This is a genomic window from Humibacillus xanthopallidus (assembly GCF_006716675.1).
Taxonomy (GTDB): Bacteria; Actinomycetota; Actinomycetes; order Actinomycetales; family Dermatophilaceae; genus Humibacillus; species Humibacillus xanthopallidus_B.
This window is the reverse complement of sequence record NZ_VFPM01000002.1, coordinates 403,732-430,119: the sequence shown is the minus strand read 5'-3', so window position 1 is coordinate 430,119 and position 26,388 is coordinate 403,732. Positions and strand designations below refer to the sequence as shown.

The following is a 26,388-nucleotide window of genomic DNA, read 5'->3' as shown; positions in this document are numbered from 1 at the left end:
GGACCTTCGACCCTGCCCGACAACCCCGGCACCGGAGGAGGGTGAGCCTTCGAGACGCGGCGCAGATGGCGCGCCGCACCAACGGGAAGACGCCGACATGCAACCGATCAAGGACGCCGCAGCCACCTTCCTCAGTCATCATCGGGTGGCCGTCACCGGGGTCTCGCGCGAGGCGGGAACCCACGGCAGCAACGCCGTCTACCGCCGCCTGCGCGAGCGCGGCTACGAGGTCTTCGCGGTCAACCCCAACACCGCGCAGGTGGAGGGTGACCCCGCATACCCGGACCTGGCCGCCATCCCGGGGGGTGTCGAGGCGGTTGTCATCGGCACCCGTCCCGAACGCGCCCAGGCAACGCTGGAGGAGTGCGCCGACCTCGGCATCACGCAGGTGTGGATGCACCGGGGGCCCGGGGGCGGCAGCGTCTCGACGGAGGCCGCCGAGTGGGGGCGAGCACACGGGATCACGGTCATCGCCGGTGGGTGCCCGCTGATGTTCAAGCCCACCTCCGACGCGGGACACACGATGATGCGATGGATGTTCTCCTTGAGCGGCAACGTTCCCCGCAGCACCTGACCCCGACCCGCCCCCGGCCCCCGGCGCTGTCAGCCGTTCGCCGGCACCTTGTTGAGCGTGCAGACGAAGTACCTGACGATGCCGTCGTCGACGAGTGCCCCTGAGGCCAGCGCGGTGTCGATCTCGTCGGCGGAGTCGAGCACGCCGTTGCCGTCGAGGTCACCGGCGGCCAGCGCGGCGGCATACCCCTGCGGGGTGGACACCTTGTGCACCTGCCAGCGCCCGCCGTTGTAGCCCGGGTCGCCGGGCGCTGCCGTGGCCACGCTCCGCTGCGCGCCGAAGAAGTTGTAGATCGTGTCCCAGCTCTGGGACGGCGCGCCGGTGCCCGAGAGGTCGGTCGGCGTCGCGACCGTGCGGTAGAGGACGTGGTTGACGTAGATCGCCGGACCGGACACCCCGGCAGCGTGCGCCGTCGCGCTCAGACCCAGCGCTGCGCCGGCCGCGGCCGTGACGACGGCGATGGTGCGAATGACCCTGTGCTTCATGGGATTTCCCTTCTTCCAAGCGCACCTCGGTGGTGGCCTGTGTCGAGTCAACCGGCCAGAGAGTCCACACGCCATGACATGGAGGTTGCCGCCTCCTTACGAGGTCGTGACCGGGCCGTCATGCTCCGTCCGCTCCGCGTGGGCGGCCCTATCCTCGGAGCATGAGCACCGCCCTCGTCGTCGACGACGACCCCACCGTGGGCGACGTCGTCAGTGCCTATCTCGCGCGGGCCGGCTTCGAGGTCCACCGCGCCGCGGATGGCGTCGCCGCGCTCGCGCAAGCCGCGGCGACCAACCCCGACGTCGTCGTGCTCGACCTCATGCTGCCCGGGATCGGCGGGCTCGAAGTATGCCGCAGGCTGCGTCGCGACCACCCCCGCGTCCCCGTCGTCATGCTGACTGCCCTCGGTGAGGAGGAGGACCGGATCCTCGGGCTCGAGGTGGGCGCCGACGACTACGTGACGAAGCCATTCAGCCCCAGGGAGCTCGTGCTCCGGGTGCAGGCCATCCTCCGGAGGACGGCCACCGCGGGCACCTCCGGACCGCCGGAGGGCGCCGCGTCCGACGGGGGCACCGGCGACGGCGCTCTCGCTCCCGCCCCGCACGTCGTCGCCGACGGCGACCTCGTGCTCGACCGCCGCGCACACGTCGTGACACGGGGCGGCACCGAGCTCGCCCTCACCGCAAGGGAGTTCGCATTGCTCGACTGGTTCCTCAGCCACCCCGGCGAGGTGCACCGCCGCGACGACCTCATGCGGGCGGTCTGGGGGTGGGAGTTCGGGGACGAGTCGACGGTGACCGTCCACGTGCGCCGGCTCCGCGAGAAGGTCGAGGCCGAGCCCTCCGCGCCGACGCGGCTCGTCACGGTCTTCGGCGTCGGCTACCGCTGGGACGCCCGGCCGCCGGGCGGCAGCTGATGTCCACCCAGGTCTCTGCCCTGGCCCTCGCGGCGGGGGTCACCCTCGTGGTCGGACTGCTCGGCGTCCTCGTCGTCGTGGCGCTCGCCCGCAGATCGGTCGGGAACGCGGCGGTCGCGGCCCCGGTCGTCGTCGTCATCGCCGTGGCCGCCGGCGTCTACGCGAGCGCGCGGGCCATGTTCCTCCAGCCCGAGGACTCGACGACCGTCCTGCTCATCCTCGTCGCGGCAGTGCCGATCGCCGCGGTGCTGGGCGGCCTCGTCGCCCGCCGGGTCATCGACGCCGACCGGGCAGCCACCGCCGACCGGATGGCGCGCGAGCTCGAGGCGCGGGCCGAGGCCGACCGGCGAGAGCTCGTCGCCTGGGTGTCGCACGACCTGCGCACGCCGCTCGCCGGCATCTGGGCCATCAGCGAGGCGGTCGAGGACGGGGTCGCCACCGACGTGCCCGCCGCCATGTCGCAGGTCCGCGACTCGGTGCGCCAGATGGGCGACCTCGTCGACACCCTCCTGGCCCTCTCACGGCTGCAGGCTGCCGACCCGGCCCTGCAGATGACCGAGCTGGACGTGGGCGACCTCGTCTCCGACGCGGTGGCCGCCCTGCAGCCGCTCGCCGACGCCGAGGGAGTGCGGCTCACCGGCTCCGCCGGCCCGGTCGTGCGGGCCGTGGTCGCCCCCGGGGAGGTGCGACGTGCAGTCGCGAACCTCGTCGTCAACGGCATACGGCACACCCCGCGTGGCGGGGAGGTGAGGACGACCGTGACCCCCGACGGAGACGGGGTCGTCGTCGCGGTGGTCGACCAGTGCGGTGGCATCCCCGACGACGTCATCGGAAGGGTCTTCGAGACCGGCTACCGGGGAACCGCGGCGCGCAGCCCCGGCGAAGGTCGGGGCTCGGGCCTGGGGCTGGCCATCGTCGCGGGCGTGGCTCGGGCGCACGGCGGCTCGGCGGAGGTGACCAACGTCGACGGCGGCTGCCGGTTCACGCTGCGCCTGCCCGCGCACCGCCGGTGAGGCACGGCTCGCATCACGTCCCGGGGGCCGTCAGCCCGTCCACGACCGCGACGATGGCGTGGCCGAGCTGCCGAAGCTGGTCGGCGTCGAGGGACGCCAGCGAGACACGCACGTCCCAGGCCTGAGAGCCGAACAACCCGCCGACCTGCACGATGACACCGTGCTCAGCTGCGAGACGCAGCACGACGTCCTCGGCCGACGCCGTCGTCACCAGAACGTCGGCGAAGCGGTCACCGCGCCGCGTCCGGACGACCTCCACGAGATCGATGAGCGCGTAGTAGAGGCTGTCCTGGCCGCCCGGCGGCTCGATGCCGAGCGGCTCGAAGAGGGCGCGTGACCGGCGCGCCAGCTCGGCTCGGGTCGCATCGAGATAGGTCCGCCCCGAGGGCATGAGGTATGCGAGCGCGAAGAGCGCCATCTGCACCTGCCCGGCGGTCGAGAGCCCCGCGATGTTGTGCAGCGCGACCTCGCGGCTGTCGGCGACGACTCGTGACATGAACGGCAGGTGGGTCGCGCTCGGTCCGACGGATGAGTAGCGGTCGTCGTGGAGGGCCCGCACCTCGGCCGGCTGCGCGGCGATGACGTCGTCGACGACGGTGTCACTCGCCATGGCCATGAAACCGAGCCGGTTGCCCGTCGCCCCGAAGTTCTTCGAGAAGGAGTGCAGGACGATCGTGTGCCGCGGCAGGACCGACAGGACGCCCCGGAAGCCGTCGACGAAGGTGGCATAGGCGGTGTCCGCGACGACGACGAGGTCGGGCCGCCTCTCGATGACGAAGTCGCGCAGCTGGATCAGCTTCTCGGGCCGGATCGCCCGGGTGTCGGGGTTGCCGGGATTGATGACGAAGAAGACCTTGATGCTCGGGTCGAGGAGGCGGTCGAGGAAGCCGTCGTCGAAGCGGTGCGGCGCGTTGTGGGCCGAGGGCACCTCGACGACCCGGACCCCGAACTGCGCGAGGACGGGGATCTGGAGATAGGGCGTGAAGACAGGTGTGGCGATGGCGACCGCGTCGTCCGGTCCGATGACGTGGTTCTCACGCAACGAGCGGAAGACGTAGGCCATCGCAGCCGCACCACCCTCGGTGGCGAAGACCTGGTAGGCGCCCGGCTGCCCCTCGCCGGCTCCGGTCATCGTGACGAGGTAGCGTTCGAGGATCCTCTCGAGCTGCGTCAGCATCCGCGTGGGCGCCGGGTAGCCGGCGCCGAGCACACCGCGCACGAGCTCATGGACGAAGGCATCGGGCTCCACGCCCAGCTCGGAGACGGCATACGCGACGGCGTCCGCGAGGAATCCCGCGCCCTCGGAGCCGTCAGCGGCGAGGCACTGGAGCAGGCGATCGTGAAGGCCGGTGGGCGGGGGGAGCTCGCCCCACTCGCGGTGACGGCTGACGCGTGCGGCCTCCTCGACGGCGAACGTGCCCAGCCGGAAGAACGCCGCACGAGGCAGGGTCGCCGTCCAGTTGGGCTGGCCACGCCCCGCGTCGAGCAGCGGCCGACCCGATGCCCGGGCCGCGACGACAATCCTCGCCTGGAGCGCGGAGCTGCTCGCGAGGCCGGGCGCCGGCGTTACAGCTGGCTCTGGCGTTGGCGCTGGCCCGGGGACGGCGTCGCTCATGTCAGGCGTGAAGGCTCGTGGCCTGCTGCGAGCGCGCCCGTTGCGCCGCCATCTGCTCGTCGAACTCCGCGCGCCACGTCTCGCTCACGGTGATGCCCCGCTGACGCGCCTCCTCGGTCGACAGCTCGACGGGGAAACCGAAGGTGTCGTAGAGGACGAACAGCTCGGCCCCCGTGACCCCGGTCCTCCGGTAGCCGCCCAGCTGCTTGAGGCCCTTGCGCAGGGTACGGCGGAAGGCCTGTTCCTCCTTGGCCAGGATCGCGACGACGGTGTCGGCGTGCTGCTTCACCTCGGGATAGTGCACGTCGTAGATGCCGGCGACGGTGGGGATGATCTGCGGGAAGAAGTTCTCCTCGAGGCCGAGCTTGAAGGCGTAGCGGACGGCTCTGCGGATGAGGCGTCGCATGACGTAGCCCTGGGCCTTGTTGCCCGGCCGCACCCCGTCGACTGCGAGGAAGGTGGCTCCGCGCAGGTGGTCGGCGATGACGCGCATGGCGTGGGTCTCGTCGTCGTAGCTGCGGCCCGAGAGCACCTCGAGCTGCTCGACGATCGGCCAGAGCAGCCCGATGCGGAAGACGTCGGAGGTGTTGAGCGCGGCCGCCGCGATGCGGGCCAGACCCCCGCCGTAGTCGACGTTGCGGCGCGGAAGGGGCTCGAAGCCCGTCTCGGTGCGCCGATACTCCATGAAGACCGAGTTGCCGAGCTCGATGAAACGGCCGCAGTCGCAGTTCTGGTGGCAGTGGGTGCCGTAGGCGGGGTCGTGCTCGATGTGCGGGAAGAGGTAGAAGACCTCGGTGTCGGGGCCGCCGGGCTCGCCGATCGGCATCTCCTCGGCCTTCCCACCGCGGCACCACCAGTTCTTCTTGCCGTAGAAGGCGATCCGGGCCCCACCGGTGCCGACCGAGGCGGCGTGCTCCTCGGTGTCCACCTCGACCTGGTCGGCGGCGATGCCGGCCTCCGCGAAGAGGCGAGTCCAGACCGCGGCGGACTCGTCGTCCTTCGGTATGCCGTGGGTGGGGTCCCCGATGAAGCACGACACGTAGATGCGGTCGGGGTCGAGGCCCACGCGCTCAGTGAGGAAGGTCCAGAACTGCCGGATCTGCTCGTCCTTGAAGTAGTCGCCGAGGCTCCAGTTGCCGAGCATCTCGAAGAACGTCGTGTGACGGTTGTCGCCGACCTCCTCGATGTCCTGGACGCGTAGGCAGGTCTGGCTGTCGGCGAGACGGGTCCCCGCCGGGTGATCGGCGCCGAGGAGGTAGGGAAGCAACGGCTGCATCCCGCTGCCGGTGAAGAGGGTCGTCGGGTCGTCTCTCGGAATGAGCGGCGCCCGCGGGATCACGACGTGCCCCTGCTCGGTCATGTACTCGAGGAACGCGGCCCGAATCGCGTCGGCATCCATGTCCAGATTGCACACCACACACCGTGATCCGTCCCGAGAATGACCGAAACGGTTGCGCCACCTGCGAACCCGCCGTAACCTCACGGTCAACAACAAGGGGGATGCGCACTTGGGGCGCCTTGCCGGGTTCAACTCCTGGATCCTCCACCAGATCCGGATCGCATTGGAGATCACGGAGGCCACGGCCGGATGTCGACTCTGCACCTGATCCAGTGATCCTGCGACTGCATCGACTGCGGCTGTGGTGGGAGACAGCCTTCTGGGTCATCCCGTTCGCGGGAATCGTCGTCGCCTTCGTCATGGCGGTGGTCACCGGGCAGCTCGACGACTCGCTGCGCGACGTGGGCCTCACCCTCGTGTCGCCGTCCTCCGCCCAGACCCTGCTCGCCGCGATCGGTGGCGGCATGGTGACCTTCACGGGTTTCGTCTTCTCGGTCATCCTGCTCGTGATCCAGTACGGCTCGTCCGCCTACTCCCCTCGAACGGTGACGTACTTCATGCGGGCCCGCACGACGCGGTGGGCGCTTGCGTCCTTTCTCGGGACCATCACCTTCTCCTTCGTGGCCCTCGTCGACATCGGCTCCGCCGGGACGGAGACCTTCGTGCCCGTGATGAGCGTCGTCCTCGCCGTCACGGCGCTCCTCATCAGCATGGTGTGGTTCCTTGCGCTCATCTCCACGGTCGCGCGGCGCATCAAGGTCGACTTCCTGTGTTCGGACATCGGGCGGATGGCTCGGGTGCAGCTGCGGCGACGACACGCCGGCGCGGTGGCGCACAGCGGTGAAGTGCTCTTGTCGTTGCCGCAGCCACCGGAGGGCGCGGTCGCAGCGCGCCAGGTCGGCCGGTCCGGCCAGCTGGTCGGTGTCGACGTGGCTCGGCTTCGACGTCTCGCCGAGCGCACGGGAGCCCGCGTGGACCTGCTCGTCGGGGTGGGCGACGGCATCACGGTGGGCGCCCCCATCGCCCTCGTGACCCGGGGCCAAGACACCCCGACGGAGCGGGAGCTCTCGCGATGCCTGCTCGTGCACCCGGAGCGGTCGCTCAAGTACGACCCGCTGTACGCGCTGCGCCTGCTCATCGACGTGGCCCTCCGGGCCCTCTCGCCCAGCGTGAACGACCCGACCACCGCGGTCCGCGCCCTCGACGAGGTCGAGGGAGTCCTGCTCGAGGCGGCAGGCCTGGACCTGGGCCCCATCCGGCTCGCGAGCTCGGCCGGGGACGGTGTGGTCCTGCTGCGGTCTGCGACCTGGCCCGATGTCGTCGACCTGGCGCTGACGGAGGTGGTCGAGGCGGGGCTGTCGAGCCCGCAGGTGACCCGACGCCTCAGTGCCCTCTTCACGGATCTGCGAGCCGAGGTGACGGCAGACCGCCGACCTCCCTTGGAGCGACACCACCGCAGGCTGGTTGACGAGATCGCCCGCAAGCCCGGCGCCGACCCGGAAATCTGGCTGACCGGGGACCGTCAGGGCCTCGGGGGATCTCGGTGAGGACGAAGGACGTCACCGTCGAGCGGATCACGACCGTCCTCGACGGGGTCGAGGTTCCGGGCCTGGGCAGTCATGACGTTCTCCCTCGGGGTGTCATGCCGCAGTCGTGGCCAGTTCGCGAGGGCCAACCGGTGCGTGGACATCATCTGCCGTGACCGGTCCCCCGACCCTGCCGCCACTTCGAGCGCATCGCCGCGGCCAGATGGCCGGGTCGTGCCGGGCAGGTCGCTTCTCAGCGACCTGCCCCTGCCCATGCACGACTCTCAGCAGTGCAGACCCGGGTTCCATGGGGCGAACAGGCCTGCTTGGTTGTGCGTGCCGACCCACACGTGCAGGTCGTAGTGCGTCGGCATGCCGGGCTCGTGACCGGGCATCGGGCCATCGAAGGCTTGCCCGCCGTACATCGGGGTGGGCTGGCCGACCTCGGGCTCGAAGAACTCAGCGCTCCACAGCTCCAGTCCCCCGTCCGTGGACGGGCCGTAGGTGAGGAAGGGCGGGCGGGCAGGGTCGACGACCCCGGGCGTGATGAGCGCGGGGTTCATGAAGTGGATGCCCATCGCCCCGTCCGGACTCTCGGCACACTCGCCGACTGGCACGTAGCCGGCTGCGACCGCGGCGTCGACCTCGTGGAACTTCGCGACTGCGGCTCGCGTCTTCGCGACCAGCTGGTTCGTGATCGCCGCCGAGTCGGGTGCCGGCGCGGCGGCGGCCGGGAGGACGGCTGCTCCGAGGGCGAGGGCCGTCATGACGCCGCCGACGACCGTTCGGGCGACGGTTCGGGTGGTGCTTCGCATGTCGTTCTTTTCTCCTTGGTTGGTGTCGTGGATCAGACCGCGTGCGCGGCAAGCCACATCCGGGTTGGGTCGTACCGGTCTCGTATCGCCGTGAGGCGTGCGCTGGTGACCTCGTCGTAGAGGGCGGATGCCGCGACCTGGCGCTCTGCGAAGTTCGGGAAGTCCGTGGCCGCCGCCCACGGTCGCAGCGCGTCGACGACCGCCTTCGTCACCTGCTCGCCGGGCGCCAGCAGGTCGGGGACCGGCACGGCGCTCAAGGCGAACAGCGCGTACTGCCCGCACAGATGCGGCAGTGCGGCATCTGTCGACGCGTCGAGCGCACCGCCCGCGTGCCGCAGCTCCGCGACCATGAGCGGCGTGTCGGCGCCCGGGCCGGCCACGGCGATGAGCGCGTCGATCGCCTCGGGCGGGAGAGCGGTGAGCATCGCGTGGTCGCTCACGCCGGGCGTCGGGGCAGGCGGGTCCATGTGGACCCCGAGGAGCCCGGCGGCCGGCATACGGCCGAACGTGTCCATCTCCGGCCCCAGCGCACGCAGGGGTGCGAGCAGCTCGGCGGCCCTCTCGTCGCTCTCGAGGACCGCGCCGTCGATGACGACGAGGCTGCGACCGCTAAGGAACGGCGGCAGGTCGGGGATCGGCGGGAACCGCATGAACCGGATGCTGGTGGTCGCCGACTCGGGAGCCCGCGAGGTCCACTCGGCCCACGCGCGGAGCACCTCCGCGCCGCGAGCCAGGTCCCACAGCAGCATGCCGGCATACACGTCGGCGTAGGGCAGCAGGTCGAGCTCGACGGCGACGACCGCGCCGAACCCGAACCCGCCGCCGCGCAGCGCCCAGAAGAGGTCCGGGTGCTCGTCGGCGGTCGCACGCACGAGGGCGCCGTCGGCCGTCACCACCTCGAACGCGCGCACGGAGCTGCAGGCGAGGCCATGGCGGCGGCCGTAGAACGAGAGGCCGCCGCCGAGAACGTACCCGGCGACGGCGACGTCTCCGGCGCTGCCGTGCAGGGCGGTGAGCCCGTGCGGCGCGGCCGCCGCGACGACGTCGCGCCACAGCGTGCCTCCGAGCATCCGCGCCGTGCGGGCGACCGGGTCGACCGTCACCCCGGTGAGCTCATGCAGGCGCAGCAGCAGGGTGTCGTCCTCGCGACCGGCGAGCGTCGACGAGAGGTGCCCCGTGCTCTGGGGCGCGACCCGCAGGCCGAGCTCGGCTGCCGCGGTCACCGCGGTGATCACCTCGTCGATCGAGTGCGGCACGGCAACCGCGGTCGGGTGCAGCGGGAACGCGAGGTTCCAGGGCGTGCTCGCCTCGTCGTAACCGGCGTCGCCGGGGAGCAGGAGGCCCGAGACGTCCCGCAACGCCGCGACGTCGAGAGTGGATGCAGACATGGGAGTTCCTTCGTGGGTGGTGGATGGGGTGGACGGAGGTGAGACCACCTCGGCGCGGAGCGCGACGAGCAAGCCCGGCTGGGCAAGACGCTCTGCCGGCAGCACGTCGACAGGCACGTGGGCGCCCTCGGGTGTGAGCCGCTCGCGGATGAGATCGACGATGTCGCCAGGTGCTGTCGTCGGTCGCGAGCGCCCGGTGGCGAGCGGCTCGGCGGCGTCGGCATCGGGCGCCGGTGCCGGTGACAGCACCGTCAGCCTCCTGAGCGCTGCGAGGGCGAGACCGCGGCATTCGAGCTCGCGTTCCAGACGCACGAACGCGAGGCAGGCCTGAGCCGTGGCGTCCTCGGCGTGCATGAGCCGGCCGTGGTCGTCGACGGAGGCCGTTCGGATGGTGATGGTCACGAGACGAGACTCGGCGCCGGCGGCGCCGCGCGACATCCCACGTGTTCGGGGACTTTCGCCTCCCTCCGCGGTGGACGGCGCGGACCCCACACTTCTGGGATATCCGCGGGCGCGCACCCCGCGGCATACTGTGCGCATGGGGAATCGGCTGACGGCCGAGCGCGTCCGGGGGGATGTCGACGTGCTCTCGCGTGCAGGGCTGGACCTCGACGAGTTCCTCGGCGAGGCATCGACTGCTGTGCGGCGCGCGGTGCCGTGGGAGGCTGCGTGCATCGCCACGCACGACCCCGCGTCGCTGTTGCTCACCAGCGGACGGAAGTACGGCGCACTCGCCGAAACCGACTCGCAGGACGTGCTCTTCGCGAACATCGAGTACGGCGGACAGGAGCAGTCGTCGTTCCGCCAGCTCGCCCTCACCGACCGGTCGGCGATCGGCATGCACGAGTCGATGCCCGACTACGTCGACCACTCACTCCGCATGAATCAGCTGATCAAGCCCATCTTCGGGTTCGGCGACGAGGCGCGGGTGCTCTTCAAGGACACCCTCGGCATGTGGGGCGGCATGGCTCTCTTCCGTGGTTCCACCGACCCGAAGTTCGGCCCCGACGACGTCGAGTTCCTGGGATCGCTGTCGGAGTCGTTCGCCCGCGGAGTGCGCGGCGGCGTGCTCGCGCGCCTTGCCGAGCCCGATCAGCTGGAGCCCACCGGCCGCTCCGCATCCACCGGTCCGGCGGTGATCATCGTGGACGCGACCGACGAGGTGACCCAGATCAGCCTCGGCGCGGAGGAGCGCCTCGCCGAACTCCGGTCGGCACCGCACGTCATCGACCCGATGGGCATCGTCTTCACCCTCGTCGCCGCCGCCCGCCACAGCCTCAGCATCCCAGGTGCGGGACTGCCACGTGGACGTGTGCGCGCCGCATCCGGTCACTGGCTGCTCCTCCACGCCGCGCCGCTCGCCTCACGCAACGGCATCAGCGGCGACGTCGTCATCACGATCGAGGAGGCGCGACCGCCGGAGATCGTCGAGCTCGTCGTCGCCGCGTTCGACCTCACGGCGCGCGAACGCGACGTCACGCGGCTCGTCCTGCAGGGTGTCGACACGAAGGAGATCGCGGCGACCCTCCACGTGTCGGCCTACACCGTTCAGGACCACCTCAAGTCGATCTTCGACAAGGCCGGCGTCCGCAGCCGCCGTGACCTCATCTCGCGCGTGTACTTCGACCAGTACGCTCCGCGGCTCGGCTCCGTGGTCGGCCCGACGGGCGGGTACCTGCAGTAGAGGTCATCCAAGCAGTGACACGCCACCGGCAGAGACTCATCGCTCAGTTGCAGCGCTGCCGCGTGCCCCACGTCAGAGCCCTTCGAAGGAGCAAGACTGGAGTAGTGGCTACTCCGCCTAGGTTCGGGCGATGGGGCGGCTCGAACTCTCGTCGAATGGGGCCGCGACCCCCTTTGCGCGGGCGTCCAATCGCGCAGCCACCTTGGGAATGAGGTTGGCCATCTCCATGCAGGGAGTGCAGTCGTACACGGCCGCCGTACCGTCATCGCTAGCCGTGATGAGCTGGGTGCCGTCGGGCGTGAACTCCACGCTGTTCACCGCGCCACTGTGCCGCTGCATAGACCCCCGAGCCTCGCCTGTATCACGGTCCCAGACATAGACGCGACCGTCACCAGCGGCGACCGCGACCCTGGAGGCGTCGGGACTGAACGTCACGTCGCCGATCACGCTCGAGGGTCCGTGAAGCGTCTGCACGAGTTGACCGTCGTCGATGCGGTACACCCGAACCTCGTAGTCCACCGATACGGTCGCCAACCACTTGCCATCGGCCGAGACGGCCATATTCGACAGGGGAATTGTGCCCGGGGAGCCGAATACGCGCACGGGATCGCCGCTCTTGGACGCATTCCACATACGGACGGTGCCATCCGTGCTAGCACCCAGAACGAGGTCCGATCTTGGTCTGAACACCACATCGATCATGGTGTCCTTCTGGCCCGCACCGCTGAGTCGACGCTCGATATGACGCGAGGCAACGTTCCACAGCACGACACGGTTGTTTCCATCGCCCATGGCAACGAGCTTTCCCGACGTGCTGACCGCGAGCCCGAACGTTACCCGGTCGTTCTCGTCGAAGGGCTCGGACATGTCATCCGCGGAGAGCTCGCGCAGCTGTGGAGCCCACGCCCAGTTGTTCGACACCAGAACACCGGTTGCGTCAGGAAGCCACCTCACGCGCCAGTAGACCACCTGAGTTGTGTCCGAGCTCAGCCATTCGGGTTCATCGCCCTGACCTGAGCTCCGATGCCAGACATTCAGGACGCCCTGGTCGCTGACGGCGGCGATGGTACGCCCGTCAGGACTCAAGTCTGCTCCCTGCATCCAGTAGGTGACCTTCGCCACTGTCGAATCTCGGGTGGCTTGCCATAAACGCACGGTCCCGTCGTCCGCTGCACTGACAAGAAGGTCGGGCCGGGCAGGTGAGAAGCTCACGTCTTCGATGGTGCCCCCATGGCCGAGCATCGTCGCTACCGGCGCGGGTTCGGACGAACCCCATCGCCAAACCGCCACCTGACCGCCGTAACCGCCGGTCACGACGTACGACCCATCCGGACTGAAGTCCACGGCGTACAGCAGGTCGGGCGCCCTGAGACGTTGTTCGAGTTCACCAGTACCCGCATTGAAGATGTGGACTTCCTTGTCGAACACCGACGCCAGGTATTGCCTGTTTGGGCTCAGCGCGATCGCGGACGGCGTACGGCTCACATCGGAGCGCTCGGCAATCGATGTCTCAGTATTCCAGTCCCAGAATGCCAGGCCCCAGAACTCGTCCGGCGGCCTGATCCAGACGGCCAGACGATCCGATTTGGAGCCTACAAAGGCCAGGGAGTCCAGATCTCCGTCGAACTGGGTCTTCTTCAGCAGCTTGCCCGAGCGTGAGTCCAGCACGCTGAGGGTATCTGTCGACGCCAAAGCAACCTTTGTGGAGTCCCCGCTCACTGCCACCGATGCCGGGTCCGAGCCACCTGCTTTGTAGGACAAGAGCAGCCGACCCGTCTTCGGAGACCAGGACCGCGCCTCGTGCCCGTAACCACCTGTGAACAGGACCTGGTCGCCGTCCATCACGCCCCACGCTGCGGTGACCAAGTACTGATGGTCGTCGATGACCAAGAGGGAGCGACCCGTCTCCACGTCGTACACCGTCGCGTCGGGGACACCTGTGCTGATCTCGAGCATGGATCCGTCAGGGCTGAACTGGGCGCGGTAGATGCCTCCCTTGGCCGTGGGGAATTGCCGGATTAGTCTACCTGTGGCCGTGTCGAATAGTTTGACTCTCCCATCGGACGAACCAGTGACGAACGACTTGCCGTCGGGGCTGAAGCGGGCCACGTAAGCCGACCCCGTGCCTGCTCGCACGACGAGTCGCTCCTTGTCGGCGTCGTAGGCGACCCGGACGGCGGCTGCGGCAGCGGGCTCTCCCGTCAGCTCATAGGCTTCGCGCGCTCGGGCCAGGGCCACTGCAGGGCGGGAGGCCAACAGTTCACGCGACTGCGACAACAATGCGCTGCTTCTCGCCGCATCGGCGTTTCGCTGCGCTTCGTCTCCGTTTCGCTTGGCGAGGACTCCGACGACAACCGTGCCGACGAGAAGCACTACCAGAGCGGCAGCCACGAGCCGGGTACGCCGAAGACGACGACGCGTCTCCCGGTGCCTGACCTCCTCATCGTGCTTTCTGGACTGCAGCTCCCGCTCCGACTCGGCGCGCGCAACATCAGCCACGAACCGGCGGCGCCAGTCGAGCACAGCCGGTCCCAGAACGTCGTGGAAGATCTCGTAGCGGGGTGACGAAGGGCGGTCCATGGACGGCTCCACGGGACGCAGGATTCGCTCACGTCCTGAGGACAGCTCCTCTAACACCGGTACGATGTCACGCTCGTCCGTCATCCCGGCGTATTCCGCGAGGTCCTCGGCCGTGTGCGCGATCTTCATGCCTGACGGGGTCACGAGATATCGGAAGATGGACGCGGCAACTGACCGCTGTGTATCCGTCAGGGCGGCCAGCACGGTGTCCAAGTGCGTCCGCACGATTCGCTCAGCGTTGCCAAGTTCCCTGAGAGTAGACAGCCGCAGCACGTGACTGCCACGGGCCTGCTCTTCTGCCCACAGCCGAGTCATGACGAGCTGCAGGAAAGGCGTCTCGATGGTCACCGCTTCCATGTCGCGGCTTCCCTGTCCCGCATCCGACACGGACAGGCGGCCCGTTCGAAGCTGGACGAGGAGCTCATCGACCAAGGCGGGCTCGATGGTGATCCGCTCATCTTCGGGCCTACCGTCATTGAAGCGTACGAGCGGTTGCTCGATGGCCGCTCGCGCCGCGTGCTCGTCGAGATGCTCGAGTCGCAGCTTGTTCTCGAACAGAGCTGGCACGTGTCCCTCGAGGCGGTCCAGCTTGGCGAGGGCGTCTTCTCGGACGGCGATGAGCAGGTTGGCCCGCAGGTTCTGCGCGCCGAGGATGCGTCCGAGTTCGGAGGCAAACTCCTCCGCGCTCTCCGGATCCGCATAGAGGGCCTCCTCCTCGAACTGGTCAAGGATGAAGTAGACGTCGGCATCAAGGTTCTCTGTGACGTCGCGGAGCAGTTCCACCGACATGGGCCCATCGGGCGGCGTATACCCCGGCCTCGAGGGCCCGCCGGGAATGGCGGCACGAAGGGCCTCGCCCAGCGCCTCCAGGGGACGCTGTCGCCACGAGGCGAAATACACAACCACGGCGTTGCCGACCGCCAGGTAGCTGAAGGCGGTCCGAGGCATGCTTCTCATGAGCCCGGCCACACCGGCGCGCAGCAGGGAACTCTTCCCGACTCCGCTTGGGCCGTAGAGAATCGTGAGCCGACTCGCCATGAGGTTGGCGATGACCAGGTCGCGGTCCCCGTCTCGACCGAAGTAGTACTCCTCGTCCCCCTCGTCGTAGGACTGCAGGCCCTTGTACGGACAGTCCGCCAAGCGGGCGGAGGGCGCCGCCCCGAGGGTCGGCGTGTTCGAGATCATGGCAGCGTCTCCTCGAAAGAGCTCTGCAGCCGGGCATCGAGCAGAGCCGCATATTCCTCGAGTCTCATGTCCATCAGCTCAACCCCTCGCTTGGCCCACGCCTTCTCTTCGATACGTTCTGGCTGCGATTGAATAGCCCACGAGTTGTAGCCGGCTCCCTCTGCTCCCCACAACCGATGCAGAATCACACGTAGATTCCAGTCTTTGAGGCTGTAACCGAGAAAGAGGAAATGACTCTTCCGCATGCGCGTCAGAATGTTGACGGGGATCAGTTTGGCGATGTCGGTGTGGCTGAGATATTCGATGTAGTGGTTCTCAGTGATGACGAAACTGTCCTCCTCGCCGTCGACCCGTGCCACCGCGCCGTGGATCTTGGCGATGGTCGGCCTCTCATCGCACTTGAACTCTGGGTAGGCGTTCGGGCCCAAGATCAGTTCGGAGTCGCCATTAGGACGTGTATGCCGGAACTTGCCTGCATGTGCACCGCCTGCGATGTAGGTGAGAAGATCGAACTCCTCCCCGGCAGCCAGAAAGGCCTTTTCGAGCGCGTCGTCGTAGTTCGTCGTGATGATGAGCGGGTAGAAGCATCGCTGCCCGGCAGCCCGCCGCCGAACCAAGCTCGGAAGGCCCGCCAGCAGCTGGTGCACTGGCGTGGGGGAGTAGTCAGCATCGAAGACCTCATGCAGGGCCTCGTAGAGGGGTCCGTTACCGAGGCTCACGTCGACGTACTGAGACACACGCAGCAAGTTGGAGATATCCGAATATGGGTAGCTCACACCGACGTCAGAAGCGAGGTAGTTCGCGAGCTCACCGCCACTGGGGAGGTATCGACCGCGCTCCCAAGAGGCTGTCGCAGGTCGACCGCAGAGGTTCACACCCGCACCTAAGAAGGGAACCACCGCGCCAACCAGAAGGCGTTTTGCAATCATGTGAAAGTGTGCCGAGTCAGGCCGCTCTGCCATCGTGACTCCCCTGCACGCCCTTGCCGTGGATGGGCCTCTTTCCAGTATCACCCTGTCTAAGCCGGAGCGCAGGTCTTTTCAGAGACGCTCCCGCAGACGCCCGGACGTGCGGCTCGCCTCGGGATCCAGCAGTTCCACAAGCCTCAGAAGCTCGTGCTGCACCATCGTCAGCCTCGCCCGTGCCGGAGACGGATCGCCTGACAACTGCTCGAGGTCGAGCCTGAGCGGTGCGAACCATCGGGCCACCCGTTCAAGCCCTTGCTGTTCGACGAACTGTGCGTAACCCATGCAGTCCCACTTTGGCCACCCAGGGGCAGAGCCCGCTGCGGGTATGAGCAGCATCTCTCCGATCGCCCGCTGCTGCCCCCTGAAGATACGGAGCTCCGGCCCACCTACAGTGCTCGAGGCGAGGGCATCCCGGACGCGTTCGAGCTGATCGGCGACGGCCCGCTCGCGCGCCTGGCTTCGCGGATCCAGAAACTGCGATTCCCGACGGAGGATCTCCACCCAACACAGGTACTGGCCGATGAGATACAGCGTGTTGTCGAGAGTGTAGGAACGGTCGGAAGGGCGCGCTGCATCACCAGCGAACTTCGCGAAGAAGTTCATGCGCACGATGTTGTAAATGCGAGTCTGGAGGTTGAATGCGGACTGCAGCAGTGGCTCCCTGAATCTCGATGCCAGGTCCTCCGCCGCTGAAGCGTGGCGCGCGCGCTCGGATCGCTGCGCATACCACGCCGACAGAAGTGCCGCGGCGGCGGCAATGCCCGCGGCCACCATCGTTGCAATTGTGGGTCCGTCCATGGCGGCGCCTCTTGAGTCTCTCCTATCGGCCCATCTGACTTCTCGGTTCCAGCCGAGACAGTGCCCTAGCGCTCTTTCTGGTCGATGACGCAGACACCCACGCGACCTCGCCCGGTGACCTGTTGCCTGCATCTGGCGACTCCGCGATCTCCAGCAAGGCGCTGGTCGTCAGTTGGCCCATGAACTTGAACAGTTCTGCCATGGCGGGCCCCTATCTCGCTCAAACATGCTGGCCTCACCACCATCCCACGAGGTGTAGTCCTGCGTCCCAGCCATGTGTCTTCCGACCCCGTGACATGGGCTTTGACATCGTCGTCCGGAAACCCAAGGCTGCCCGCGGGCCGTTCCGCCGACTGATTTGAGCTGCGCGGCGGGTGAGACATGGGGTCGCAGATTGCGAAGGCTAGGGTGCGGCGCTCGCAGGCCGCTCACGCCTCGACCTGGGCCTCCACAGCGACCGCCGAAGCACCGGGTGCACCGGGGCTCGCGACACGGATGATCGGGGTCCCCTCACCTTCGCGCAAGGCGCGCCTCACCTCGAACGTGGTCGCAAGCTCGAGCGTCATGCGAGCGACGGCGACGGTTGCACTGTCGGTTACCGACGCGAGCTCGATCTCCACGACCGCGAGCTCCGTCAGTCGCCGCCTGGTGGTGTAGTCGCCCTCGTCGCCGCTTGTGGTGACGAGGGCGAGCAGCTGGTCGGTCTCCAAGGTCAGAACGGCCAACGCAAGGTTGGCGGCCCGCTCGACCAGCGCGGGTGGGCCGGTGAGGCTGATGACCGCCTTGCCCGTGCCCAACAGCATTACCGTCACGGCGTCCAGCCCGAAGTCGACCCGCACGCTCGTGGCCCCGGCGAAAGAGCGGTGTGGTCGAGGGGAGAGAGTGAACTCCGTGAGGTCGTTCGGCGTCCAGGACACCTCCTCGTCGCGCAGCGTGAAGGCGATCGCGTCATCGATGAGCACCCGAACGACCCGACCGCCAGGGGCCGGCGGCGTCTGGAGCCGGTAGGGACCTTCAAGATGCTCCGGATCGAACGTCAAGGACTCCGCGTGGCTCTCCCGTCGAACACCCACGGGGCCATGAGGGGGACTATTTCGCAAGGTGACCGACTCGCGGGACACGCTCACCGCTACGGCCGGGGGGCTGCCGCCGAACAGCTCCGCGGACGCGTTGACGAGCAGAGCGACGACGACGTCTTCCAGATCACCGGACGCCAGGTCTGCCATGGGGACCTCCTCGACCTGTCGAGCGTAGTGCGGAGCGAGGTGCCCGACCCGACAAACGGCATACATCGTTCTATTCCGCCGCCTGAGGTCGAGGGGCTCGTCGGGTGCCGAGAGCAAGGCAGACGGCCTTTCCCGGATCTGACGTCTCCACGACCTGGGGTCAAGCCCGACCGTGGATTTCCCGGTCACGACGGGGATGCCCGGCTAGGCTGGTATGTGACGGTTCCGACGGTTACGGTCCGAAGGGATCGGCGGGAGGCGTGATGAGCAGGGATGAAGAGAGTTCGGCGCGTTCGCAGACAGTGGGCTGGTCCATTGCCATCCTCGACGCTCCCGAGGTGGACGAGTTCGACCTCGACCTGCAGCTCGGTGAGCTCACCAGACTTCTAAGCCCTCACTGGCTCGGAATGCCGTTCGCCGCGCAGACTGATGCACCGTGCGACGTTCCCACAGGCGGACGAGGTGCTGGGACCACGTGCAACACCCAGGACAACACCTGCGCCGCGACCTGCGCGGGGCTCAACACGTGCCCGAACACCCAGTGCGGAAACACGTGCGCGGCCACCTGCCATACGTGCCAGACGGAGTGTCACCAGGCCACCTGCTTCTGCACTGAAGCGTGTCCGACCGATAACCACAACGGGCTCGGCATGATGGTGTGCCAACTGCAATGACGGCTGTGTCCAACACGAGCCAGAGACAGACGGCTCTCGATGTAGCGGCGGGGATGGGCCGGCGGCTGGCAGACGACGAGACTCTGGCACGCGCGGTGCGCCGGGCTTCATTGGACACCTCCTTTCCCGCAGTCGGATGGCGGTCGCACTCGCTCGCCGCCGGGCTGCCCAGCTTGGCCCTCCTCAGCGCTGCCCTGGATCGGCTCGAGCCCGGTCGCGGCTGGGACCGAGTCGGTCACAGCCAGCTCCAACGGGCGCTCGACGCCGTCGCCAATGTGAATCCAACAGTGTCTCTGTTCAGCGGACTCGCCGGAGTCGGGTTTGCCGCGCAGGCCCTCGCCGCCGGGCGCGACCGATACGAGCGGCTCCTGGCCAGCATTGACGCTGAGGTCGCCCCACGCGCCCAGGCGATCGCGGCCCGGCTCGGCGAGGCAGACGGATGCGGTGCAGCCGACTTCGATGTCATCTCAGGTGTCAGCGGTGTCGGCGCCTACCTGTTGCTACGACGCGACTACTCCACCCCGAGCGAAGCGCTGCTATCGGTACTGACGGCGCTTGCCACCTTGCTGGCAGACACCAGCGAGCCACGCCGGTGGCACACCCCCGCCGAGCATTCCAGCGAGTCCATGTTGGCGGCATTCCCCGACGGTCACCATAACTGCGGTCTGGCGCACGGTCTGCCGGGACCTCTCGCACTGCTGTCCATCGCTTCGCTGGCAGGGGTCGAGGTAGACCGTAGCCAGACCGCGATCGGTGTTGCCGCACATTGGCTGGCGATGCACGCAGACGACAACGGCCGAGGTCCCGACTGGCCGAACGCCGTGGCCGCGACCGGGGGACCTCAAGGGCGTCCGGCCACGACATCGCCGAGCCGTCCGACGTGGTGTTACGGCAGCGCCGGTGTCGCACGCTCTCTCTGGCTCGCCGGAGAGGCACTCGACCATGATGTTTATCGCGAGCTCGCCTTGCGCGCCATGCGCGCCGCCGTGGACCAACCCCTGCGGGAACGCGGGATCATCAGCCCAACGTTCTGTCACGGCATTGCCGGCGTGCTGCAGATCACGACGCGGTTCGCCGGCGACACCGGCTTGCCCGAGTTCGCGGACGCTGCCGACACTCTGCTCGCGGACCTGCTCGCCGAGCACGAGCCCGGCGCGTTGCTGGGCTACCGCGATGTCGAGCCCGCCGACAACCGCGTGGACCAACCCGGGTTGCTCGACGGTGCGTGCGGGATCGCACTCGTGCTGTTGACCGCCGGCGGCGGCCCGGCCGACTGGGATCGGGCGTTCCTGCTCTCGTGACGGCAGATGGGGTGCGCGAACCGACGACGGGGTGGTATGCCGTCGCCGATGCGCTCGTCGTCCGCGCCCCACTCCTGCCGGTCAGCTGCTATTCGGACGCATGTGCCCGGGCGGGCGCTGATGGCGGCCCCATCTCGAACCCACTCGTCCGCAATGCCATCCATATTGGCAGCGAGTCGCTTGGCCGAGCCATTGACGTGGCCGTACCTGGCCAGCAGCCGAAGTCGGTCACCGCGGCCACACTGCGCTACTCCATCCGGATGTCCACGCGCCCGACGCCGTTTGGACTCTTCGCCGCCGTCGGCCTGGCCGGCTGGGACGTCCATACTGACCTTGAGATAGCCGACATCCCAAGACGCCTCCGGTCACGGCCCGACATGGGCTGGCTCACGAGCTGGGTGCTTGCCCTGGAGGCCGATCCCGTCACCCGCGCTCAGGCTCGACTGGTGGCCAACACGAGCGCGTTCGAGCGCAACGGCCGGATCCACTTGTCCGACCGCGGTACCGGCGGCCGCGCGGGACAGCCGGATGTCTCGGTGCGCGCGACCGGCGCCGTCGTGCGGGCCCTCGCGCTGGCGCGCCAACCCATCGACCATTCGGCCCTGTGCGCTGCGCTCCTGTCGGCCACGGATGGCGCCACGCCCGACCGTGTCGAAACGTTGGTCGAGGACCTCTGCCGGCACGATCTGCTCCTGACCGACCTGCGCCCAATGCTGACGGGTGACCCCGTCCACCGCGCGCTTCACCAACTCTCCGGACTGGCTGCCACGCGGGGGGCGGCCGAGGGTTTGGCCTCTGCGCTAGAGCGGCTCGAGGCACTCGACCGAATGGCGCCGGGTGACCCCGGCGTTCCCCAGACGCTGGGTGCGGCTCGTGCACAGCTGCGCGAGCTGCATGCGCCCGCGCAGCGCGGCGACGACGTCATCCAGGTCGACGCCGCACTGCCACTTGCCGGCCGTCACGTCGGCCACCTCGTGGCGGTCGACGCCGCTCGCGCCGTCGACCTCCTTCTCCGCATGCACCCAGCCCCGCACGGCCCGGCCCACCTCGCCGCCTACCGGGCGGACTTCCTGACACGTTACGGCCCCCACCGCCGAGTTCCGCTCTTGGAGCTGATCGACCCAAGGTTCGGCATCGGCCTACCGGAGGACCGCGCCATGGCCCGGCCGAGCCCTTCCAGCTATTTCGCATCCGCCCGAGAGGCACTGCTCCGCGAGCTGTCCGCGGGAGCCCTGCGCGACGGCGCGCTCGAGATCGCACTCACCGAGGAGCACCTACAGACCCTGAGCACCTGGACACCGGACCCGGCTCGGCTGGCCGTGTCGCTGGAGCTGAGTGTCCTCCTGTCCGCAGCGGACCCGACAGCCATCGATCGGGGCGACTACCAGCTCGTGGTCGGGCCGAACCTCGGTGGACACGCGGCCGGGCGCGGGCTGGCCCGATTCGCCGACCTGCTCGGCCAGGATGCCCGCAACGCGCTGGCACTCATGGCCGCGGCCGAGCAACGCGTCGATCCAACGCTGACTGCCGAACTCGTCTACGTGCCCGCACGGCATCGGAGCGCGAACGTGGTCGTCCGGCCGGTCGTTCGCGATTTCGAGATCCCGGTTGGCGTGACGGCGGGTGTCCCGGCCGACCGCGTCATAGCGCCGGATCGGATCGCGGTCTGTGTCCGCGACGGCCGGCTCAGGCTGTGGTGGGTTGACGGTGCCTGCGAGATCAGAGTGTGCGCCGGTCACATGCTGAACGTGGCCGGCGCGCCCGCAGTCTGCAGGATCCTCTCGGAGCTCGGCTTCGATGGCGTCGCCATGCTGCATGGATTTGACTGGGGCGCGGCCGCCTGGCAGCCGTTCCTTCCGCGGGTGCGGGTGGACCGCATTGTGCTGCAACCCGCCCAATGGCGATGGCCCCGGGACCGGCTCCGACGCCTGCTCGCGGCCGATGACGATGGCGACGGGTTTGCTGACACCCTCAAGAGCTGGAGGCACGCATGGAATGTGCCTCAGCACGTCTACCTCGCTGCCGGCGACAACCGGCTGCTGCTCGACCTCGACGAACGGGCGCACGCCGACCTCTTGCGGGCGGAGCTGACCCGCGGCGACCCCCGCGGGCTGGCCGGGTGGGTCCTCCTGCAGGAGGCGCTCCCGGGCGCGGACGGTGCCTGGCTCGCCGGCCCGGGAGGACGGTACATGAGCGAGCTCGTGGTGCCCATGATCCTGAGACCCCGAGTCGCTGTCCGCGACATGACCACCAGAGTCGAGAGCACCGACGCCGGCGCGACCGCCGAGCCCACTTACCCCGACCCGACGTCGGAAGGCGCCCGGCGGTTGCGGCCGCCCGGCAGCGACTGGCTCTTTGTCAAGTTGTACGGGCCGTCGACCGGCGCAGACGCCGTGCTCACCGGACCGATCCGACGCCTCGTGGGCGAGCTGATCGACGCCCGGGACGCCGACAGCTGGTTCTTCCTCCGCTACGCCGACCCCGAGCCGCACCTGCGGCTGCGACTGCACGGGGATCCGAATCGGCTTTTCGCCGGGGCACTGCCTCGACTGGCCATGTGGGCGGCGGGGCTTGTTGCTACCGGCGCGCGAAGCCGGTTCACGATAGAGACTTACGAGCGCGAGCTCGAGCGATACGGCGGGGCCGCCGCGATGGCTGTGGCCGAGGCAATCTTCGGCGCCGACAGCGCAGCGGTTGCCGCCCTCTTGGGTCAGCTGCCCCCGACCGCGGCGGACGCGGGGCGTCGGCTCGAGCTCGCCGTGCTCAGTACCGATCGGCTGCTGGCCGCGCTGGGCCTCGACGCCGCCGAGCGGTTGGCCTGGTGTGCCGCGGCAGCGCCGCCGCCCCAGTTGTCGGGAGCCGCCTTCCGTGAGCGCAAACTCACGTTGCGGACCCTGCTCAGCGCCACCCCAGGCCCGCCGCCCCCGGACCTGGGGGGTGCCGCGGAGGCCGTGCTCTGCACAATGACGGACACTGTTGCGCCGCTTGCCGCCCGCCTGACCGCCATGCACGCCTCGGGTGCCGCCTCCGTGCCGGTCACGGACCTGGCGCACAGCCTGGTGCACCTGCACGCCAACCGGTGGGGCCTCGACCGGGACACCGAGAGACTGGTCCTCGGACTACTCCGGCGCACGCTCGCGTCGCTCGCGGCGGCGCCACCGCGCGACTGACGTATCGCGCAGCGGGCGACGAGATGGATGCCCTTATGCCGCGGGGGTGTCCGTCGCCTCCAGTGCAGCGACCCGCCGGCGCAGCTCGTCATTGCTCGCTGCGAGCTGCTTGACAGCCTCGAGGAGTACGGCCGTGAGCCCGCTGTAGTCGACACCGAGATGCCCTTGCTCGCCGATCGTCGAGATGAGCTCGGGGAATACCTCGGCGACCTCTTGTGCGACGACGCCGAGGTGGGCGGTCGCCTCGGCCGCGGCGTGCGGCCCGGGCGCGATCGCGCCCGGTGCCGTCCCGGGGCCGGCGGTTGGCGCCTGCTCGCCAGCGGCCTCGTCGCGCCAGTGGAAGCTCACACCTCTCAACCGGGAGACGCGCTGCAGGGAATCCGCGATCGGGGCGAGGTCCGACTTTAGCCGGCCGTCCGACAGATTGCAGAACGACCGGGCACATGACTGGCCGTTCACCTCCAGCTTGCCGAGCGAGGTGCCGTCGTTGCCGATCGTGACCGTGTCCCACAGACCCACGAGCCTGGGGTTATCCGGCCGCGTGTTGGACTTGTTCCCGACGATCATCAGACGCTTGAAGCCCACGACGTCGTTGCTGATCTCTGACTGGCCCTTGGCGTTGTCGGGGAACGTGGTCCATCCGGACGTGAACCTCAGTTGCGCATTCATCGTTCCCCCCGGGGGTGTGGGCAAGCTCACGGGCATGCCCACCCGCATGATCCCCACCACATCCAAGGTGTCCTGCGGCCCCCCGGCGCCGGCACCGACGCGCGCCGAAGCCAGCGTCGCGGTCCCCGACACCGACGCCGCCCCTTGGACGTTCACGCCGCCGCTGACGCTGGCGCTGGCCAGCGTCGCCGCTCCGGCCACGGTCAGGGTGCCACCGACCGCCGCCGCGCCCAGCGTCGCGTTTCCCGTCACCGAGAATGACTGCTGCAGGGCAAGCGGCCCGGTGACGGTGCCGCCGGCCGTGTCCAGCTTGGCGGCGCCCAGTCGTTTGATCTCGTCGACCATGTTGTTCCACCCCGAGGACGGGATGGGATTGCCAGGGTTCTGGTGTCCTTCGTTGAACGGCATCGGGTCCTCCTAGAAGACGATCTCCCAGATCAGGGTGAGCTGGAACGTGTCAGTTTTGGTCACGGGTTGGAACACGACGCGGCTGTAGAGGACGTTGGCGTCGTTGAAGAGCCCGGCCTCGCGCAACGGTGTGGCGGGATCGTTGGCCACGGTGAAGTCGAGCAGTGCGCTGAGCTGGACGCGGACGCGGTCGACCTTCGAGCCGGGGTCGGTGAACGTGCCGTAGTCGACCTTGGTGATCGCGATCCGATCGCCGCGCTGGGCACCGAGCATCGTGTCGGCGTCCGTCGGGGCGGTGCTGCCCGTGCCCACCGCGATGGTGCTGACGGGCGTTCGGGGTGCGCCGGTAGTGTGCCCGGCGAACATCTCGGCGACGAGACGCCGACCGCCTGCGACGATCCGGTTCGGCTGACCTCGCTCCAGCACGACCGCGCCGCTGCGGTCGCGCAGCACGAGGGTCAGCTGCCCAGCCATGTCCATCCGGTCCTTCATCGTGTCCGCCTCTCGCTCGGGCCCGGCACGACGACGGCGCTGCGCGCCGGAGCCGGGACTGCTGTGTTGTTCACTCCAGGAACCCCCATGGGCGCTGGTCGAAGGTCGCGACGTTGAAGATGCCGCCGAGCGTGACCGTCTCGGCCTGATCGTGGTCGTGGGCGATCGCGTTGACGCTGCCGACCGACAGCGACTCGACCGCGTCCTCGCTCTCGTCGGTGGTCAGCACGCCCTGCAGCGTGACCCGCTCGCGTACGTCCTGCCAGTCCCGCAGCGACTCGGCGGGCGGCGACGGCTCGTCCTCCGGCGGCTCGACGGGGGGCAGCGTGACGGAGAAGCGGACCCGCCCCTGGACCCCGGCTGCTCGCGTGGCATCGACGACGGCTTGGATCTGCTCCCGTGGCAGGCCTTCGTGCGTGAAGACCGGGCCCTCGAAGCCGAGGTCCTTACGGAGCCGCTTGACGGCCTCCGCGAGGAAGTACGGCACCGTCACGTCGAAGGTGAGCGGCGTCGATCGTGTCCAGCTGATCTGGACGTCGAAGGTGGGCAGGTCGAAGGTGTCGACGTCGAACGCGCTCCAGCGACCCCGCCGCGGACCTCCTGGCAGCGGCCCGGGTAGACCCGGTAGACCCGGTAGACCCGGTAGACCCGGTAGACCCGGTAGACCCGGTAGACCAGGAGCAGGGCCAGGGCCTGCGACAGGTCCAGGCCTGACCGCGGGCGGGGTCTCCTTCCGCGCCGTGAACCCGCTGCCGGCCCGGAAGATCCACGTGCTCGCCCCGACCGGGATCAACGGAATCTGGGGCGGCCCCCCGCTGAGCGCGGTGAACAGGTGGCTCACGGTGCGTTGGCCGGTGGGACCGATCAGCTGGGCGTCGAAGACCTCGAGGACGGTGCTGAGCACGAGCCGCTCCCCCGGCTTCACGGCGAGGTCCTCGGCGGCCTGGATGCCCTCGTCCGTGCCGTCGACCTCGACGGAGATGTTTCGCGCGACTCCGCTGGTGACTGCGAGCTCCACGACGGGCAGGCCGGGCTGGACGCTGGGCAGGTCGACGGGCAGGTCGAGCCGGTTGCGGTCGCCTTCGACGTGGATCGTCGACGCCGACTGACGCTGCACGGTCGGCACCGGTGCGAACTCGGTGAGGTCCACCAGCGCGTCCACGGCGGCGACGAGCGGGTGCGTGGGCGGGACGGGCAGCTCGGTCAGGTCGTACGGCAGCCCCAGCGCAGACCGCACCGCGCCCTTGACCGCCGCCACGGTTCCACCGCCCTTGAACCGTGCGACGAGACTCCGCAGCCGCTGACGCAGCGCCTCGTCGCTCTCGGGGGCACCCCCCACCCGACGACGACGCTCCCCGAACGTGGCGGCCAAACCGTCGAGGGCGCCACCTTTGGCATGGTCGAGCCAGTGCGAGACGAGCAGCTGTTTGATCGCCGCGTCGGCCAGGGCCAGCTCGGAGCCCACGGAGTCCACCAGACGATGCAGGGCACCCTGGCCGTACCGGGCGGCATACACGTCCGGCAGGAGCGCCTCGAGTCGGGAAGTCTTGTCGGGCATGAC

At 68.9% G+C, this 26,388-nt stretch carries 19 protein-coding genes; 7 read left to right on the top strand and 12 right to left on the bottom strand.

Features of this window, described 5'->3' with window-relative positions; translation table 11 throughout:
• Positions 1-97 precede the first annotated feature (97 nt).
• Positions 98-574 (top strand): CoA-binding protein, encoded by a 477-nt coding sequence (locus FBY41_RS09875; RefSeq protein ID WP_141843978.1) that lies wholly within the window; start codon positions 98-100, stop codon positions 572-574.
• Between the two features lie 29 nt (positions 575-603).
• Here FBY41_RS09875 and FBY41_RS09870 read toward each other — a convergent pair whose 3' ends face one another.
• Positions 604-1,059, bottom strand: coding sequence for a hypothetical protein (locus tag FBY41_RS09870; RefSeq protein ID WP_141843976.1), 456 nt, complete (start codon positions 1,057-1,059; stop codon positions 604-606).
• A 161-nt stretch (positions 1,060-1,220) separates the two neighbouring features.
• Between FBY41_RS09870 and FBY41_RS09865 the strand changes: the two genes are divergently transcribed.
• Both FBY41_RS09865 and FBY41_RS09860 read left to right on the top strand, forming a co-directional pair.
• Positions 1,221-1,976 (top strand): response regulator transcription factor, encoded by a 756-nt coding sequence (locus FBY41_RS09865; RefSeq protein ID WP_141843974.1) that lies wholly within the window; start codon positions 1,221-1,223, stop codon positions 1,974-1,976.
• Complete coding sequence (locus FBY41_RS09860) at positions 1,976-2,989, top strand: sensor histidine kinase (protein WP_141843972.1); 1,014 nt, start codon at positions 1,976-1,978, stop codon at positions 2,987-2,989. Before FBY41_RS09865 ends, FBY41_RS09860 begins: the two co-directional genes overlap by 1 nt.
• A gap of 13 nt (positions 2,990-3,002) precedes the next feature.
• On the opposite strand, the gene FBY41_RS09855 is transcribed toward FBY41_RS09860, so the two are convergent.
• Both FBY41_RS09855 and FBY41_RS09850 read right to left on the bottom strand, forming a co-directional pair.
• Positions 3,003-4,604, bottom strand: coding sequence for a bifunctional aspartate transaminase/aspartate 4-decarboxylase (locus tag FBY41_RS09855; RefSeq protein ID WP_141843970.1), 1,602 nt, complete (start codon positions 4,602-4,604; stop codon positions 3,003-3,005).
• Between the two features lies 1 nt (position 4,605).
• Entirely contained in the window at positions 4,606-6,003 is a 1,398-nt protein-coding gene (locus FBY41_RS09850) for an alanine--tRNA ligase-related protein (protein WP_141843968.1), read from the bottom strand.
• 212 nt (positions 6,004-6,215) lie between these two features.
• Here FBY41_RS09850 and FBY41_RS09845 point away from each other — a divergent pair, with 212 nt between their 5' ends.
• Positions 6,216-7,490 (top strand): DUF2254 domain-containing protein, encoded by a 1,275-nt coding sequence (locus FBY41_RS09845; RefSeq protein ID WP_185749006.1) that lies wholly within the window; start codon positions 6,216-6,218, stop codon positions 7,488-7,490.
• A gap of 263 nt (positions 7,491-7,753) precedes the next feature.
• Here the strand turns inward: FBY41_RS09845 and FBY41_RS09840 are convergent, their stop codons facing one another.
• Both FBY41_RS09840 and FBY41_RS09835 read right to left on the bottom strand, forming a co-directional pair.
• Positions 7,754-8,284 carry a hypothetical protein gene (locus tag FBY41_RS09840; RefSeq protein ID WP_141843964.1) on the bottom strand — a complete coding sequence of 177 codons (531 nt, stop codon included), beginning with the start codon at positions 8,282-8,284 and terminating at the stop codon, positions 7,754-7,756.
• Between the two features lie 32 nt (positions 8,285-8,316).
• Positions 8,317-10,074, bottom strand: a complete 1,758-nt coding sequence (locus FBY41_RS09835; protein ID WP_221629250.1) for an FAD-binding oxidoreductase — start codon at positions 10,072-10,074, stop codon at positions 8,317-8,319.
• Positions 10,075-10,210: 136 nt separating this feature from the next.
• On the opposite strand from FBY41_RS09835, the gene FBY41_RS09830 reads away from it, so the two are divergent.
• A complete protein-coding gene (locus tag FBY41_RS09830; protein ID WP_141843962.1) occupies positions 10,211-11,356 on the top strand; it encodes a helix-turn-helix transcriptional regulator in 1,146 nt (381 codons plus the stop codon).
• 117 nt (positions 11,357-11,473) lie between these two features.
• Here the strand turns inward: FBY41_RS09830 and FBY41_RS09825 are convergent, their stop codons facing one another.
• From FBY41_RS09825 to FBY41_RS09810, 4 genes are all read right to left on the bottom strand, one after another.
• Positions 11,474-15,121, bottom strand: coding sequence for an nSTAND1 domain-containing NTPase (locus FBY41_RS09825; protein WP_141843959.1), 3,648 nt, complete (start codon positions 15,119-15,121; stop codon positions 11,474-11,476).
• Complete coding sequence (locus FBY41_RS09820) at positions 15,118-15,840, bottom strand: SIR2 family NAD-dependent protein deacylase (RefSeq protein WP_185749005.1); 723 nt, start codon at positions 15,838-15,840, stop codon at positions 15,118-15,120. Before FBY41_RS09820 ends, FBY41_RS09825 begins: the two co-directional genes overlap by 4 nt.
• A gap of 321 nt (positions 15,841-16,161) precedes the next feature.
• Entirely contained in the window at positions 16,162-16,887 is a 726-nt protein-coding gene (locus tag FBY41_RS09815; protein ID WP_185749004.1) for a hypothetical protein, read from the bottom strand.
• Between the two features lie 428 nt (positions 16,888-17,315).
• The gene (locus FBY41_RS09810) at positions 17,316-18,113 is read right to left on the bottom strand and encodes a hypothetical protein (RefSeq protein ID WP_141843953.1); all 798 of its coding nucleotides are present in this window, start codon (positions 18,111-18,113) and stop codon (positions 17,316-17,318) included.
• A 679-nt stretch (positions 18,114-18,792) separates the two neighbouring features.
• Here FBY41_RS09810 and FBY41_RS09805 point away from each other — a divergent pair.
• Both FBY41_RS09805 and FBY41_RS09800 read left to right on the top strand, forming a co-directional pair.
• Complete coding sequence (locus FBY41_RS09805; RefSeq protein WP_185749003.1) at positions 18,793-20,088, top strand: lanthionine synthetase C family protein; 1,296 nt, start codon at positions 18,793-18,795, stop codon at positions 20,086-20,088.
• A complete protein-coding gene (locus FBY41_RS09800; protein ID WP_185749002.1) occupies positions 20,085-23,258 on the top strand; it encodes a lantibiotic dehydratase in 3,174 nt (1,057 codons plus the stop codon). Before FBY41_RS09805 ends, FBY41_RS09800 begins: the two co-directional genes overlap by 4 nt.
• Positions 23,259-23,291: 33 nt before the next feature.
• On the opposite strand, the gene FBY41_RS09795 is transcribed toward FBY41_RS09800, so the two are convergent.
• From FBY41_RS09795 to FBY41_RS23395, 3 genes are all read right to left on the bottom strand, one after another.
• Positions 23,292-24,335, bottom strand: coding sequence for a tail fiber domain-containing protein (locus FBY41_RS09795; protein ID WP_141843947.1), 1,044 nt, complete (start codon positions 24,333-24,335; stop codon positions 23,292-23,294).
• A gap of 9 nt (positions 24,336-24,344) precedes the next feature.
• Positions 24,345-24,827, bottom strand: a complete 483-nt coding sequence (locus tag FBY41_RS09790; RefSeq protein WP_185749001.1) for a hypothetical protein — start codon at positions 24,825-24,827, stop codon at positions 24,345-24,347.
• A 70-nt stretch (positions 24,828-24,897) separates the two neighbouring features.
• Positions 24,898-26,385 (bottom strand): hypothetical protein, encoded by a 1,488-nt coding sequence (locus FBY41_RS23395; RefSeq protein WP_185749000.1) that lies wholly within the window; start codon positions 26,383-26,385, stop codon positions 24,898-24,900.
• Between the last annotated feature and the right edge of the window lie 3 nt (positions 26,386-26,388).

What these genes read in the sequence shown, in the direction of transcription:
- FBY41_RS09875 (WP_141843978.1), top strand. Translation starts at nt 98, where the DNA reads ATGCAACCGATCAAGGACGCCGCAGCCACCTTCCTCAGTCATCATCGG.
- FBY41_RS09870 (WP_141843976.1), bottom strand. Translation starts at nt 1,059, where the DNA reads ATGAAGCACAGGGTCATTCGCACCATCGCCGTCGTCACGGCCGCGGCC.
- FBY41_RS09865 (WP_141843974.1), top strand. Translation starts at nt 1,221, where the DNA reads ATGAGCACCGCCCTCGTCGTCGACGACGACCCCACCGTGGGCGACGTC.
- FBY41_RS09860 (WP_141843972.1), top strand. Translation starts at nt 1,976, where the DNA reads ATGTCCACCCAGGTCTCTGCCCTGGCCCTCGCGGCGGGGGTCACCCTC.
- FBY41_RS09855 (WP_141843970.1), bottom strand. Translation starts at nt 4,604, where the DNA reads ATGAGCGACGCCGTCCCCGGGCCAGCGCCAACGCCAGAGCCAGCTGTA.
- FBY41_RS09850 (WP_141843968.1), bottom strand. Translation starts at nt 6,003, where the DNA reads ATGGATGCCGACGCGATTCGGGCCGCGTTCCTCGAGTACATGACCGAG.
- FBY41_RS09840 (WP_141843964.1), bottom strand. Translation starts at nt 8,284, where the DNA reads ATGCGAAGCACCACCCGAACCGTCGCCCGAACGGTCGTCGGCGGCGTC.
- FBY41_RS09830 (WP_141843962.1), top strand. Translation starts at nt 10,211, where the DNA reads ATGGGGAATCGGCTGACGGCCGAGCGCGTCCGGGGGGATGTCGACGTG.
- FBY41_RS09825 (WP_141843959.1), bottom strand. Translation starts at nt 15,121, where the DNA reads ATGATCTCGAACACGCCGACCCTCGGGGCGGCGCCCTCCGCCCGCTTG.
- FBY41_RS09815 (WP_185749004.1), bottom strand. Translation starts at nt 16,887, where the DNA reads ATGGACGGACCCACAATTGCAACGATGGTGGCCGCGGGCATTGCCGCC.
- FBY41_RS09810 (WP_141843953.1), bottom strand. Translation starts at nt 18,113, where the DNA reads ATGGCAGACCTGGCGTCCGGTGATCTGGAAGACGTCGTCGTCGCTCTG.
- FBY41_RS09795 (WP_141843947.1), bottom strand. Translation starts at nt 24,335, where the DNA reads ATGCCGTTCAACGAAGGACACCAGAACCCTGGCAATCCCATCCCGTCC.
- FBY41_RS09790 (WP_185749001.1), bottom strand. Translation starts at nt 24,827, where the DNA reads ATGAAGGACCGGATGGACATGGCTGGGCAGCTGACCCTCGTGCTGCGC.
- FBY41_RS23395 (WP_185749000.1), bottom strand. Translation starts at nt 26,385, where the DNA reads ATGCCCGACAAGACTTCCCGACTCGAGGCGCTCCTGCCGGACGTGTAT.